This is a genomic window from Amycolatopsis sp. NBC_01488, from assembly GCF_036227105.1.
Classification (GTDB): Bacteria; Actinomycetota; Actinomycetes; order Mycobacteriales; family Pseudonocardiaceae; genus Amycolatopsis.
On the sequence record NZ_CP109434.1, the window covers coordinates 1,005,122 to 1,018,537 of the forward strand.

Consider the following 13,416-nt stretch of genomic DNA (forward strand, 5'->3'; position numbering starts at 1 on the left):
GTCGTGCAAACGGAAGAGGCTCTGGCGGCGGCGGGCATCGACCCGGCCACGGTGGTGTCCGCCGCGGAGATCGGCGGGGGCACGTACAACACGGCGATCCGGCTGACGCTGGCGGACGGGCGGCGGCTGGTGCTCAAGCTCGCACCGGCCGCGCCCGGGCTGACCTACGAGCACGACCTCCTGGCCACGGAAGCCGAGTACTACCAGCGGGTTTCCGGCCCGCTGCCGTCCGTCGTGGCCGCCGGGCCGGGGTTCCTGCTGATGACGGAGCTGCCGGGCGTCCCGTGGGCCCAGGTGCGCGGGACCGATCCGGGACTTCGCGCCGAGCTGGGCGCGGTCGTCGCCGGGCTGCACACCGTGACCGGCGACGGGTTCGGCTACCCGCAGGACCCTCTGCGGCCGACGTGGCCGGCGGCGTTCACGGCGATGACCGACGCGATCCTCGCGGACGCCGTCCGGTACGGGGTGCGCCTCCCCCGCCCGGCGGCGGAGATCTCGCACCTGGTGCACCGCCACGAGCCGCTGCTGGAGCCGGTCACCACGCCGGTCCTGGTGCACTTCGACCTGTGGGACGGCAACATCCTCCTCGACGGCGGCCGGGTGTCCGGGATCGTCGACGCGGAGCGCGCGTTCTGGGGCGACCCGGTGGCGGAGTTCGTGTCGCTGACGCTGTTCCGGGAGCTGGACACCCCGCTCGCGGAGGGTTACCGCACGGCGGGCGGCCCGGCACCGTTCGACCTGCCCGCCCGCCGGCGGCTGGCGTTGTACCGGGTCTACCTCGACCTGATCATGCTGGTGGAGATGACCCCGCGAAAGGACGACGACGCCGAGCGGGCCCACTTCGTCACCGCGCACCTGACAGCGGAGCTCGACGCGGCGCAACGCGCGCTGTGATCACGGCGCGAACGCCACCGCCGTCCACGTCTTCACCGGTCTTCACCACGTGACCGGCAGGCAGTGCACCCCGTACACCAGCATGTCGTCCTTGAACGCCAGTTCCTGCACCGGAACCGCGAGCCGCAGCTGCGGGATGCGCCGGTACAGCGTGCCGTAGACCACCTGCAGCTCCACGCGCGCCAGCGTCTGGCCCAAGCACTGGTGCACGCCGTAGCCGAACGCGACGTGGTGGCGGGCCTCGCGCGTCACGTCCAGGCGGTCCGGCTCCGCGAACACCGCCGCGTCGCGGTTGGCCACGTCGCCCGCCGCGATGACGCCCTCGCCCGCGTGGATCACTTCGCCGCCGAGTTCGATGTCCTCGACCGCCACCCGGCGGCGGCCCGTGTGCGTGATGTTCAAGTAGCGCAACAGTTCCTCCACCGCGCGGCGCAGCAGGTCCGCGTCGCCGGAGCGCACCAGTTCCAGCTGGTCCGGGTGCTCCAGCAGCGCGACCGTGCCGAGGGCGATCATGTTCGCCGTCGTCTCGTGGCCCGCCACCAGCAGCAGCTGGCCCATCGAGGCGACGTCCTCGGCACTCATGCGGCCGGTCGCGTACTGCGACACCGCCAGCTTGCTCAGGACGTCGTCGCCCGGTTCCGCGGCCTTGCGTTCCACCAGCCCGCCGAGGTACCCGAGCAGGTCTTCGGTGGCCTTCACCGCCTCGGCGGGTGTCGCGGACCTCGACACCATCACCTTCGTGATGTCCTGGAACAGCTCGCGGTCGTCGTAGGGCACGCCGAGCAGTTCGCAGATCACGAGCGACGGCACCGGCAGCGCGAACGCCGTCACCAGGTCGACCGGCTTCGGGCCGGCCAGCAGGTCGTCGATCAGGTCGTCGACGATCCGCTGGATCGCCGGGCGCAGCGCCTCCATCTTCTTGACGAGGAAGTCGCCGGTCAGCAGGCGCCGCTGGGCCGCGTGCTCGGCGCCGTCCATGGTGATGAACGACTTCGCGCGCTGCCGCCGGGCCGCCGAAGCCGCGCTCTGGTGCGGGTAGCCGGGCCGGTCGGAGTCGGCGCTGATCCGCGAGTCGCGCAGCACGGCGCGGACGTCGTCGTAGCGCGTGACCAGCCACGGCGTGCTGCCGTTCCACAGCCGCACGCGGGACACCGGCGGCAGCTCGCCCAGCTCGGCGGGCGGGTCGAAGGGACACCGCCGGGTCATCGGAAACGCGGGCACGCCGTCCACCGGATACCTCCCGAAGCTGCCGGAAATTTACATAGCCATGCTAAGCATCTTCCGCAGACTTCGCCAGAGGGCCGTTCAGGCGAACACCAGTGAGACCAGTTCGTCGACGAACGGCTCGACCAACTCGGCGCCGGTCCGGTTCAGCACGCTGTGGAACAGCGCAACCCGCCCGTGCGCGCCGACGAACACGACCGCCGCCGCGCGGCCCGGGGTCACGCGCAGGGCGTGGCCGGCGTCGACGCAGCGTTCGAAGCCCGCCGCGAGCCGGTCGATCACGTCGAGCAGCGGCCCTTCCGCGCGGGCGTCGGGCGCGGGCCGGGACGCACCGTTCGCGAGCATCAGCCGGTAATGGCCGGGGTTTTCCATGGCGAACGCGCAGTACGCGTGAATCTGCGCCCGGACGCGGCCGACGACGTCCGTTTCGCCGAGCGTCTCCTCCGCCGCGCGCATCGATTCCGCGAGCCGCGCGTATTCGTGGTCGAGCAGTCCGCGCACCAATTCCGCACGATCGGAGAAATGCTGGTAGATGCTGGCCGGGGCGATGCCGACCGCGCGCGCCACCCCGCGGATCGTCAGCCCGTCCTCGCCACCGAGCTCGGCCAGCAGCCGGCCCGCCGCCGCCAGGATCTCCCCGCGCAGCCGTTCGCCTTCACCCCAGCGGTTCCTCGTGCGGCCGATTCCGGCTTCGACATTCTCCGCCACCCGCCCATTCATACGCCCGCGGCCGGCGCGCGCGCATTCCGGGGTGCCGGAGAACCCCGGAACAGCGGCGCAGCGGAGCCGGAATTATCAGGGAATTGACAAAAAGCGGATTCTCAACCGGCCAGCGCCGGATACAGCCCGGAGAGGTCGCCGGACAGCCCGGCCCGCACGCCCCGGCTGAGGTCGTCGGCGAGCACCTCGAACCGGCCCTGCTCGACGCCGTCGAGCGCGAGCCCCGCCACGACCGCCGGGTCCGTCTTCGGGCCGTCGACGTGCTTGGCCATGTCGGTGTCCATGTAGCCCACGTGCAGCGCGGTCACCTGCGTCTTCTGCGCCGCGAGCTCCAGGCGCAGCGCGTTGGTCAGCGACCACGCCGCCGCCTTCGCCGCCGAGTAGGCCGCGACCTGTGGCGCGGTGAACCACGACAGCACCGAGAGCACGTTGAGCACCGCACCGCCGCCGTTGCGCTCGAGGACGGGCGCGAACGCGCGGGTCACGGCCAAGGTGCCGAAGTAGTGCGTGTCCATCTCCAGGCGGATGTCCTCGATGGGGCCGCCGAGCAGCGAAGCCCCCGTGGACGAGCCGGCGTTGTTGACCAGCAGCGTGACGTCCCCCGCCTCCGCGGCGGCGGCGCGGATCGACTCCGGGTCGGTGACGTCGAGGCGAATCGGCACCACTCCCGGCAGGTCGATTGATTCGGGATTCCGCGCGGCGGCGTAGACCTTGGCCGCGCCGCGTTCGAGCAGCGCGGCGGCGAACCGCCGGCCAAGTCCCCGGTTGGCCCCGGTGACCAGCGCCACCGCACCCGTGATCTCCATGACGAACTCCTCTCGCACCTGACTTGCTCGTTGCAAGCTAGCTACAGGCGACCCTACGGCGTAAACTTGCTCGGAGCAAGCCAGGTCGAAGGGATCGGGATCACCCATGAGCCGCCGCACCACCTGGGAGGACGCCTCCTGCCCGATCGCCCGCGCCGCCGACGTCCTGGCCGAGCCGTGGGTGCTGCTGATCCTGCGCAACGCCACCGCGGGCACCACCCGCTTCGAGGACTTCCGCGGCCAGCTCGGCATCGCGGACAACGTGCTCACGACCCGGCTGGCCAAGCTCGTCGAGCGGGGGCTGATGACGAAGCTCCCCTACCGCGATGGCGGCCGGACGCGGCACGAGTACCGCCTCACGCAGGCCGGCTCGGACGCGCTGCCGGTGCTGCACGCGCTCGGCGCGTGGGGTGACGCGTACACGTCGGCGGAGAACGCGTACGGCCCGATGCAGCTGGTCCACTGCGGCTGCGGCTCTCTCACCCGGCCGGGCGAGAAGTGCGATTCCTGCGGAAAAGCGCTGGTCAGGACCGATCTGGCGTGGCGCGGCTCGTGGCTGACCGAGGGCGAGATCCCCCTGGCGGACCCGGTCGGCTGAGCCGGACGGCGCCGTCGGGGGGAGGCCGCACCGGGAGTGGCCCGGTGCGGCCGTCGGACGTCAGAGGCGGGACAGCAGGCGGTCGCGAGCCACTTCGAGGTGGTCCGTCATCGCCTTGCGGGCGGCCGCCGCGTTCCCCGCCACCAGCGCGTCCACGATCAGCCGGTGCTCGGAGATCGTCTGCTCGCCGAACGGCTGGTTGTAGTTCAGCCGGAAGAAGTGCAGGTGGCAGTGGGTCCGCGCGAACGCCTGCTCGACCGCCACGTTCCCCGCCATGCGCAGGATCAGCTCGTGCAGCCGGGCGTCGTGGGCCGTCAACGCCTTGTAGTCGCTGTACGCGTCCTCGATCGGCGCGGACGGGCACGTGGCCAGCTCGGCTTCGAGCAAGGCCACGTTCGCGTCCGACATCGCCGCCGCCGCCAGGGCCGCCGACGGCGGTTCCAGCAGCAGGCGCAGCTCGTACATGTCGTCGACTTCCTTGCGGTTCAGCAGTTCCGTCACGCGGTAGCCGCGCAACGGGAGCCGGCTGACCAGTTCCTCGGACTCGAGCCGGGCGAGCGCCTCGCGCACCGGGGTGCCCGACACGCCCAGCTCGCGGGCGATCTCGTCGATGTTGACCCGCGCGCCCGGCTCGATGCCGTCGTTCATGATCAGCGCCCGGATCTGCTCGTAGACGCCGTCGGCCAGCACCTGCCTGCCCGGCAGGGCTTCGAGGCGTCGACCCGCCACCATGACTCCCCTCACCGTCGGTGAGAACAGGCTACTGCTTGGCCAGGACGTCCCGGCTCTTCCGCGCCATTTCGGCGAAGACGTCGTCGTCGCGCTGGTGGGCGAAGTACGCCTCGAACAGCGGCCGCTCCGCGTCCTGCAGCGCCGCGCCGTTGCCGTAGACGACCGCCGGGACCAGCGTGCCGTCCTTCAGCATCGACGTGAACACCGACAGGTCGACGCCCTGGCCCTTCATCGCCGCCGCAGCCGCGTCCATCGACGCCGGGATCGACGGGAAGAACGTGCCGCTCGCCCCGGCCGCCGACTGGCACTCCGGCGATCCCAGGTACGAGACCCACTTCCAGGTCAGGTCGGGGTTCTTGGTGCCGGCCCAGACGTTGTTCCCGTTCGAGTTGGACAGCACCGCGCGCTTCCCGGACGGGCCCAGCACGGTCGGCGCGATCCCGACCTTCACCCCGGGCAGCTTGGCGAACGTCCCCGCCGTCCACGAGCCCGCCGTCTCCATCGCGACCTTGCCCGAGCCGAGCAGGTCGGTGTCGCTGATCGACGCCTGGCCGCCGGTGGTGAACGTGCCGATCTTCGGCGCGAACCCGCGGTCGGCCAGCGACCGCACCCAGCTCAGGGTCTTGGCGAACACCGGGTCGTCGTAGGTGAACGTCGTCGGCCACGACTGCTTGTCGGCCATCCGCCAGCCGGTCGTCATGGCGAACGAGCTCCACGTCGACTCGCCGATGAAGTCCCGGCTCGCCAGCTGGCCGGTGCCGTAGGTGGCGACGTGGTCCTTGTCGAACCCGGGCTGGTCGCCGCGGACGCCGTTCTTGTCCACGGACAGGTGGGCTGCGACCTTCTCGAACGTGCCGCCGTCGTCGGGGTTCCAGGTCAGCTTCGCGATGTCCGCCGGGGTGTAGCCGGCCTTCGTGATCGCGTCGGTGTTGTAGTACAGGCCGGTCGCGGACCAGTCGAGTGGCAGGCCGTACTGCTTGCCGTCGGTGAACTTCCACGCGTCGACGCCGACGGAGAACCGCTTCAGGTCGAACTTGTCGCGCGCGATCAGGTCGTCCAGCGGCAGCAGCTGGTGCTGCGACGCGTAGGCCTGGAAGTACTGGACGCTGTTCTGGAACGCGTCCGGCGCGGTGCCGCCGACGAACCCGGCGGTCAGCTTGGTGAAGTAGTCGTCCACGTTGTACTGCGTGACCTTCACCGTGGTGCCGGGGTTCGCCTTCTCGAACGCCGACGCGCACGTCTGGTAGGCCGCCGCCTGCTTGTCGTCCCAGGTCCACCAGTTCACGGTGTTTCCGCTGCCGTTCGCCGACCCGCCACCGCAGGCCGCGACCAGTGCTCCCAAGGTCGCCGCCAGTCCGGCGGCGGTGAGCGTGCGCAACTTCATGTCAACTCCAGTGGGGATGCAGGATGGGCAGAAATCCTTCGAGCACGGCCTGGACGTCGTCGGCGCCACCGGCTTCGTGGCCGTTGTACTCCCAGACCGCGAGCCGTTTCTGTCCTTTGTAGACCTGGTAGGCGCCGAACACCGTCGACGGCGGCACGATGCCGTCCATCAACCCGGCGCTGAACCAGGCCGGCGCCGTCGCGCGCGCGGCGAACCCGACACCGTCGAAATAGGACAGCACGTCGAACACCCGCGAGACCGCGTCACGATGGTCGGCCAGGTAACGGGACAGTTCGACGTAAGGCCGTTCACCACCGACCAGGCTGGCGCGCCGGAAGTCGCAGAGGAACGGCGCTTGCGCGTGCAGGGCCGCCACGTCCGGCACGAGCCCCGCCGTGGCGAGGGCGATCCCGCCGCCCTGGCTGTTGCCGAGCACCGCGACCCGCGCCGGGTCGACGTGCTCCAGCGCCCGTGCGGCGTCGACCGCGCGGACCGCGTCGGTGAAGATCCGCCGGTAGACGTAGGTTTCCCGGCTCTCGATGCCGCGCGTCAGGTGGCCCGGGTACGCCGGTCCGCTGCCCACCGGGTCGGAGGTCACCCCGCCTTGGCCGCGCACGTCGACCTGCAGGTGCGCGTATCCGGCGGACGCCCAGGTCAGCTCCTGCAGCGCGCTGCCGCGGCTGCCGCCGTAACCGTGGAACTGGACGATCGCGGGAAGCGCTTCCTCGACTCCGCGAGGCAGCCTGAGCCACGCCCGGATCGGGTGCCCGCCGAACCCGGCGAACGTCACGTCGAAGACGTCGATCGTCCGCAGTGGCGTGTCCACCGGCTTCAGGTCCAAGGCCAGGTCATGGACGCGCGCCTCGGCCAGCGTCGACGTCCAGAATTCGTCGAAGTCCGGCGGTGCTTCGTACGCGCTGCGGTACTCCCACAGCGCGTCGAGACCGAGGTCCGTCAGCATCACAGTCCTTTCAGGACAGTCGACTCGCCGGTCCGCAACCACAGCTCGGTCTCGCGGCCGCGGTAGCGCACCCGCACCGGCTCGGCCGGGTCGCCCGACAGCCGCCGGAGGACGGCGTACCGCAGTTCGCCGTCGCGCCACTCGACGTCGGCCGCGAGCCCGCCGCGGCACCGCAGCCCGCGCGCCTCACCGGAAGACCAGTCCGCGGGCAGCGCCGGCAGCAGTGTGACGACGTCGTTCTGGCTCTGCAGCACCAGTTCCGCGAGCCCGGCCGGGAAGCCGTAGTTGCCGTCGATCTGGAACGGCGGGTGTGTGCTGAACAGGTTGGGCAGCAGCCCGCCCCACTCGGAGCCGTCGACCGGCGCGTCGCGGTGACGATCACCCGTGAACGGCTGCACCGCCTCGCCGAGGAGTTTTCGCGCGGTCTCGCCGTCGCCGAGGCGGGCGCGCAGCGCGATCTTCCACGCCCACGACCAGCCCATCGCGCCCGGTCCGCGCCGCTCCAGCACCCGGCGGGCCGCTTCGGCGAGGCCCGGCGTCGCGACGGCGTCGATCAGCCCGAGCGGGTAGAGCGCGACCAGGTGCGACATGTGCCGGTGCGTCGAGTCGTCCTCGGGCAGGTCTTCGGACCACTCCCCCAGCCGGCCATCGGACAGGACGGGCAGCGGGCGCAGCCGCGGCAGCGCGGCCTCGATCTCGGCGGACAACGGGTCGTGCACCGCCAGCGCCTCCATCGCGGCGAGCGCGCGCTCGAACACGGCGCGGATCAGTGCGACGTCCATGGTCACCGAGTGCGTCAGCGACTCCTTCGTCCCGGCCTCGGAGAGGAACAGGTTCTCGGGGGACGTCGACGGGCACGTCTCGAGGTAGCCATCCTTTTCGACGAGCCAGTCGAGGCAGAACTCGGCGCAGCCGCGCAGCAACGGCCACGCCGTCTTCTCGAGGAACGCGCGATCACGCGTGAAGTCGTAGTGGTCCCAGACGTGCTGGACGAGCCACGCGCCACCCATCGCCCAGATCGCCCACGACGGGTTGCCGTGCCCCATGCCGACCGGCAGCGCCCAGCCCCACGGGTCGGTGTTGTGGTGCGTGACCCAGCCGCGGGCGCCGTACAGCTCGCGCGCGACGTCCGCGCCGGTGATCGCGAGCTTGCCGAGCAGGTCGAACAGCGGGAGGTGGCACTCGCCGAGCCCGGTGGTCTCGGCGGCCCAGTAGTTCATCTGGGTGTTGATGTTGACCGTGTAGTTCGACGACCAGGCCGGGCGGAGGTCGTCGTTCCAGATGCCCTGCAGGTTTGCCGGCGGCGCGCCGGGCCGGGACGCGCTCGCCAGGAGGTAGCGGCCGTACTGGAAGAGGACGGTCGCGGTGAGCTGTTCGTCCGTTCCGGACAGGAGTCCGGCGACATCGTGGGTGCCGCCACGCCGTTCTCCGATCCGGAGCGACGACGCGCCGAGGAGCGGCCGCAGATCGGCTTCGTGCGCCTGCCGCAAAGCCTCGATCCCGGTCGACGCGGCCTGCTCGGCGAGGACGGCCGCGCGTCGCCGGTGTTCATCACGGGTGTGCTGGCGGTCGCCGATCCAGGCGTCGTACGCGCTGGTGGAGCCGGCCAGGGTGATCAGGACCTGCGTGGGCGTCCGGGTGACGCGGACGGCGACCGCGCCGAACGGGTCGTAGCCCTCGGCCGTCCCGTACCGCAGCGGCTCCTCGACCTGCGGCTCGTGCCGCGGCGCGCCGTCGATCGGGATCTCGATGCCGAAGTCCAGGCCGTCTCGCGAGACCTCCCGCAACGGTGTCGACACGTCGACACGGACGTCCAGCGGACCGGATGACGTCAACGCGACGCACAGTGCTTGCGCGGGCCGGCTCACCCAAGTCGTCCGCTCGACGTCGTGACCGTCGATGGTCAGGTGCTCGGTGGCGATGCCGTTGTCCAGGTTGAGCGTCCGGCCGTGCGAGACGCCTTCGGGCAGCGTCAGCCAGAGGTCCACGTACGGCAGGAACTCCTGGCTGTACGGGCCCTCGAAGCCCATCAGGAGGTCTTCGGCCCGCCGGAAGTCCTTCGCGAACACGGCCTCGCGCACTTCGGCGAGCCGCTCCGGTCCGGCGTCGAGCCCGGCCAGCGCGGCGGCCGGGCCGTCCGGGGTGCCGGACCAGACGGTGGCGTCGTTGACCTGGATCCGCGTGCGGCCGGTGCCGCCGAAGACCATCGCGCCGAGCCGGCCGTTGCCGACCGGCATCGCTTCGGTCCAGTCGTTCGCCGGGTGCGGCCAGGAGAGCAGGAGATCGTCGGTCATTTCAACCCCGTGAAGCCGATGGAATTGACGAGCCGGCGGCCGAACGCCACGAACAGCAGCAGCATCGGCAGCGCGGCGACGAGCGTGGCGGCCATCAGGCCGGCCCAGTCCAGCGCCGCCTGCGGCGAGGACTGCTTGAACACCGCGAGCGCCAGGGTCAGCGGGCGGACGGTGTCGTCGGTGGTGACCAGCAGTGGCCACAGGTAGTCGTTCCAGGTGGTGATGAACGTCAGCAGGGCGAGCGTCGCGATCGGCGCGGCGCTCATCGGCAGCACGATCCGGAAGCAGACGCGCAGCGGGCCGGCGCCGTCGATGATCGCGGCCTCCTCGATCTCGGTGCTGAGCCCCTGCATGAACTGGCGCAGGAAGAAGATGTTGAACGCCGAGAAGAACGCCGTCGGCAGGATCATCCCGCCGAAGCTGTTGAGCAGGCCGAGGTCCTTGATCAGCACGAAGTTCGGCAGCAGCGTCAGCACCTGCGGCACCATCAGCGCGCTCAGCAGGACGGCGAACACGGCGTTGCGGCCCGTCCACCGCAGCCGCGAGAACGCGAACGCGGCCAGTGCGGAGCAGAACACCGTGCACACGGTGAGCAGCACCGCGTAGACGATCGAGTTCCGCAGGGCGGACAGCAGGTCGATCGACGCGGCCGAACCGCCCTGAGCGGCGGCTTCGGCGGGCGACGCCAGCCCGAGCGCGCGCTTGAACGCGCCGAGCGTGAAGCCCACCGGGCCCGGCGACGACGGGTCCGTCGCCAGCGCGTAGTTGTTCGACAGCGCGGTCCGCACGATCCAGTAGAACGGGAAGATCGTCACGACCAGGACGAGCACGAGGTACGCCCAGGCGACGACCCGGCCCGGGGAGATCCGGCGCACGGTCCCTCCTAGTTGGTGTCGGACTCGCCGGCGCGAGCCATCCGGAGCTGGGCGAAGGTGACGGCGGCGAGCAGCACGAACAGGGCCAGTGACATGGTCGCGGCGTAGCCGAAGTCGAACTGGCCGAACGCCTTGTCGTAGATGTACATCTGCAGCACCTTCGACGCGTTCGCCGGTCCGCCCTTGGTGGTCACCTGCACGATGTCGAAGATCTGGAACGAGCTGATCACGGTCAGCACCACGACCATCACCAGGATCGGCCGCAGCAGCGGGACGGTGAGGCGGCGGAACATCTGCAGCTCGCTCGCGCCGTCGATCCGGCCCGCTTCGTACACCGTGGACGGAATGGTCTGCAGCCCGGCGAAGATCAGCACCGCGTTGTAGCCCATGGACTTCCAGATGTTGAGCCCGGCAAGCGTCGGCACCGCCCAGGCACCCGAGCCGAAGAACAACACCGGTTCGCCGGTGAGCTTCGTGATGAGGATGTTGACGATGCCGAGCTGCGGGTCGAGCATCCACGACCACACCAGCGCGGTGACCACGCCGGAGATGAGGAACGGCAGGATCATCAGCCCGCGGACGGTGGCCGACGCCGCGAGCCGGTGCAGGATCACCGCCGTCACCAGCGAGACCAGCACGCCCAAGACCACCGAGAGGCCGACGAAGTAGACCGTGACGAGCAGGGAGTGCCAGAACTCGCTGTCGGTCACCAGTTCGCGGAAGTTGCCCAGGCCGATCCAGCGCGGCTCGGTGAGGACGTGGAACTCGGTGAAGCTGAGGTAGAGCCCGCGCAGCGTCGGGTAGGCGAAGAACACCGCGAACCCGGCGAGCGCGGGCGCGATGAGCAGCCACGCGACCGGCGCGTCCCGGCCCCTAGACGGTGATCTTGTCGACGTCATAGACATACCCGGCCTGGTTGCCGACCTGAATGGTGTTGGCCCCGGCCTGCAGGTACACGGGAACGGTCACGGTCTGCGGCGTGTTCCAATCGTTGTCGTTGCTCCCGGCGACCGGCAGCGGGAACGACGTCCCGTTCACCGTGACGATGCCGGTCCGACTGGAGTCGCCGTCCACATAGGACAGCTGCAGCAGGTAGGTGCCGGCCTTCGGCACGGTCACGGCCGGCAGGACGACGTAGCCACTGCCACCGAGGTAACCGACCTTCTTCCCGTTGCTGCAGGCGCAATCGTAGACGGTCGCGCCACCCTGGGGACTGCCGTTCTCCGCCTCGTACGCCTTGGGGCCGTCGATCGCGGGGGTGGTGACGCTGATCTTCTTGCTGGGTGCGGACGGCCTGCCGTACCGCTGGTCGGCGACAACCGTGAACTCGTAGTTCGTCGACGGCCCGAGGCCGGTGACCGTGGCGTTCGTGCCGTTCGTGGTGGCGACCTTCTTGCCGTTGGCGAAGACGTCGTAGTTCTGCGCGCCCTTGGATGCGTCCCAGGCGAGCGAGACACTGGTGCCGGTGGCCGCGGTGCCGTGCACGACGGCCGGGGCCTGCAGCGCGGTGCGGTCGCGTGGGGTGATCTTGAACAGGCGCGAGCCGTGCACCGGCAGGTCGCCGGACGCGGTGCCGACGTCCTGGTGCGCCCACAGGTCCCGGATCTGGACCGGGCCGGAGATGCCGAGCTGCGCGAGGTCCGCGGTCACGCGAGCGGGCGTGGCGGCGAGGTTGAACAGCGCCACCGTGTAGCTGCCGTCGGCGTTGCGGTCGTACCAGACCTGCTGGTCGGTCGTCTGGCTCACCGGCTTGGCCGGGACGCCGGCCTGGTTGAGGGCGATGACCTCGTCGTTGGTGAGCAGCTTGACGCCGTAGTCGTCGAGCTGGGTCAGGTCGTCGCCGAGGTAGAGCGGCGCGGCTTCGATAGCCCAGAGCGTCAGGTAACTCTGGCGCTCGGCCTGGGTGAGGCCGTCCATCTTGCCGCTGCCGACGTCGAGCGAGTCGAGGTTGTTCCAGTGGCCGGGGCCGGCGTCGGGGATCCACTGCACGACGTCGTTCCAGCGCTGCTTGACGGAGTTGTTCCAGGTCACGAGCGTGTCGCAGTAGCACTCGACGTCGGTGTCGACGCGCCAGCCGTTCGTGTTGGCCTTCCAGACGTCGGCCTGGCGGTGGCTGAGCGCCCAGGAGACGACGAACTCCATCGGGCGGCCGGTCTTGGCGATCGCCTGGTGCCACGCCTCGACGTCGGTGGTGTTGGTGTAGTTCTCGCCGCCCTTGAAGGAGCCGGGGCCGACGCCGTCGAGCTTGAGGAAGTCGACGCCCCAGCCGGTCAGCAGCCGCGCCAGGGAGTCCACATAGGACTGTGCGCACGGGTTGGCGAAGTCGATCTTGTAGGCGGAGTCCCAGCCGTTGGTCTTGCGGAGGTCGGGGTAGACCAGGTCCTTGGTGTGGCAGTTCGTGGTGCCCGCGATCGGCGAGTTGCCGTCGTTGTACGCCTTGAGGTCCAGCCCGACGGCCAGGTACGAGCCGAGCTGCAGGCCCTTCTTGTGGACGTAGTCGGCGACGTACTTCATGCCGTCCGGGAACGTCGCCGGGTTGACGACCGGGCGGGCGTTTTCGTCGAAACCGTTCGACCAGCCGGCGTCGATGTTGACGTAGGTGTAGCCGTGCTGCTTGAACTTCGCGGCGAGGACGTCGGCCTGCTGGAGGACGTGCTGCTCGGTGAGCCAGCTCGCCGGGCCGGTCGGGTTGACGCCCGGGTAGTTCGTCGACTCGAGGCTCCAGCTGCTCCAGCCCAGGTACGGCTTCTGGGCTACCGGCTTCGGTGCTTCCGGCTGGGCTTCCGCTGCGGGCGCCGTGAGCAGGCCCGCGGCCACCATCAGTCCGGCGAGGGCACCCAGGGCCCGTCTGCCGCGTGCTGCCATGACCACTCCTTCGGGGTCGAGTTCGTCAGACATCGGAGGACCACGGCTCATCTGGCGCAAACC

Annotated in this window: 12 protein-coding genes; 2 read left to right on the forward strand and 10 right to left on the reverse strand. The window is 70.3% G+C overall.

Features of this window, described 5'->3' with window-relative positions; translation table 11 throughout:
- Positions 1-3: 3 nt before the first annotated feature.
- A complete protein-coding gene (locus tag OG738_RS04595; RefSeq protein ID WP_329051484.1) occupies positions 4-894 on the forward strand; it encodes an aminoglycoside phosphotransferase family protein in 891 nt (296 codons plus the stop codon).
- Between the two features lie 42 nt (positions 895-936).
- Here the strand turns inward: OG738_RS04595 and OG738_RS04600 are convergent, their stop codons facing one another.
- The 3 genes from OG738_RS04600 to OG738_RS04610 form a co-directional block, all read right to left on the reverse strand.
- Positions 937-2,100, reverse strand: a complete 1,164-nt coding sequence (locus OG738_RS04600) for a cytochrome P450 (protein ID WP_329056554.1) — start codon at positions 2,098-2,100, stop codon at positions 937-939.
- A 99-nt stretch (positions 2,101-2,199) separates the two neighbouring features.
- Positions 2,200-2,763, reverse strand: a complete 564-nt coding sequence (locus OG738_RS04605) for a TetR/AcrR family transcriptional regulator (protein ID WP_329056556.1) — start codon at positions 2,761-2,763, stop codon at positions 2,200-2,202.
- Between the two features lie 176 nt (positions 2,764-2,939).
- Positions 2,940-3,644, reverse strand: a complete 705-nt coding sequence (locus OG738_RS04610) for an SDR family oxidoreductase (protein WP_329051485.1) — start codon at positions 3,642-3,644, stop codon at positions 2,940-2,942.
- A gap of 106 nt (positions 3,645-3,750) precedes the next feature.
- Here OG738_RS04610 and OG738_RS04615 point away from each other — a divergent pair, with 106 nt between their 5' ends.
- Positions 3,751-4,242, forward strand: a complete 492-nt coding sequence (locus OG738_RS04615) for a winged helix-turn-helix transcriptional regulator (protein WP_329051486.1) — start codon at positions 3,751-3,753, stop codon at positions 4,240-4,242.
- A gap of 60 nt (positions 4,243-4,302) precedes the next feature.
- On the opposite strand, the gene OG738_RS04620 is transcribed toward OG738_RS04615, so the two are convergent.
- Genes OG738_RS04620 through OG738_RS04650 form a run of 7 tightly spaced genes read right to left on the reverse strand, consistent with a single transcriptional unit; the run spans position 4,303 to position 13,353 of the window.
- Positions 4,303-4,971, reverse strand: a complete 669-nt coding sequence (locus OG738_RS04620; protein WP_329051487.1) for a GntR family transcriptional regulator — start codon at positions 4,969-4,971, stop codon at positions 4,303-4,305.
- A 31-nt stretch (positions 4,972-5,002) separates the two neighbouring features.
- A complete protein-coding gene (locus tag OG738_RS04625; RefSeq protein WP_329051489.1) occupies positions 5,003-6,358 on the reverse strand; it encodes an ABC transporter substrate-binding protein in 1,356 nt (451 codons plus the stop codon).
- A 1-nt stretch (position 6,359) separates the two neighbouring features.
- Positions 6,360-7,319, reverse strand: a complete 960-nt coding sequence (locus OG738_RS04630) for an acetylxylan esterase (RefSeq protein WP_329051491.1) — start codon at positions 7,317-7,319, stop codon at positions 6,360-6,362.
- A complete protein-coding gene (locus OG738_RS04635) occupies positions 7,319-9,613 on the reverse strand; it encodes a glycosyl hydrolase family 95 catalytic domain-containing protein (protein ID WP_329051493.1) in 2,295 nt (764 codons plus the stop codon). The genes OG738_RS04630 and OG738_RS04635 overlap by 1 nt, the downstream gene beginning before the upstream one ends.
- On the reverse strand, positions 9,610-10,488 hold the full coding sequence (locus OG738_RS04640) for a carbohydrate ABC transporter permease (protein ID WP_329051495.1): 879 nt from the start codon (positions 10,486-10,488) through the stop codon (positions 9,610-9,612). Before OG738_RS04640 ends, OG738_RS04635 begins: the two co-directional genes overlap by 4 nt.
- An 8-nt stretch (positions 10,489-10,496) precedes the next feature.
- Positions 10,497-11,387, reverse strand: a complete 891-nt coding sequence (locus OG738_RS04645) for a carbohydrate ABC transporter permease (RefSeq protein ID WP_329051497.1) — start codon at positions 11,385-11,387, stop codon at positions 10,497-10,499.
- The gene (locus OG738_RS04650) at positions 11,362-13,353 is read right to left on the reverse strand and encodes a CBM35 domain-containing protein (protein ID WP_329051499.1); all 1,992 of its coding nucleotides are present in this window, start codon (positions 13,351-13,353) and stop codon (positions 11,362-11,364) included. Before OG738_RS04650 ends, OG738_RS04645 begins: the two co-directional genes overlap by 26 nt.
- Positions 13,354-13,416: the final 63 nt, after the last annotated feature.

Excerpts from the sequence above, each read along its gene's own strand:
- OG738_RS04600 (WP_329056554.1), bottom strand. The coding sequence starts at position 2,100 with ATGACCCGGCGGTGTCCCTTCGACCCGCCCGCCGAGCTGGGCGAGCTG.
- OG738_RS04610 (WP_329051485.1), bottom strand. The coding sequence starts at position 3,644 with ATGGAGATCACGGGTGCGGTGGCGCTGGTCACCGGGGCCAACCGGGGA.
- OG738_RS04615 (WP_329051486.1), top strand. The coding sequence starts at position 3,751 with ATGAGCCGCCGCACCACCTGGGAGGACGCCTCCTGCCCGATCGCCCGC.
- OG738_RS04625 (WP_329051489.1), bottom strand. The coding sequence starts at position 6,358 with ATGAAGTTGCGCACGCTCACCGCCGCCGGACTGGCGGCGACCTTGGGA.
- OG738_RS04630 (WP_329051491.1), bottom strand. The coding sequence starts at position 7,319 with ATGCTGACGGACCTCGGTCTCGACGCGCTGTGGGAGTACCGCAGCGCG.
- OG738_RS04635 (WP_329051493.1), bottom strand. The coding sequence starts at position 9,613 with ATGACCGACGATCTCCTGCTCTCCTGGCCGCACCCGGCGAACGACTGG.
- OG738_RS04645 (WP_329051497.1), bottom strand. The coding sequence starts at position 11,387 with ATGACGTCGACAAGATCACCGTCTAGGGGCCGGGACGCGCCGGTCGCG.
- OG738_RS04650 (WP_329051499.1), bottom strand. The coding sequence starts at position 13,353 with ATGGCAGCACGCGGCAGACGGGCCCTGGGTGCCCTCGCCGGACTGATG.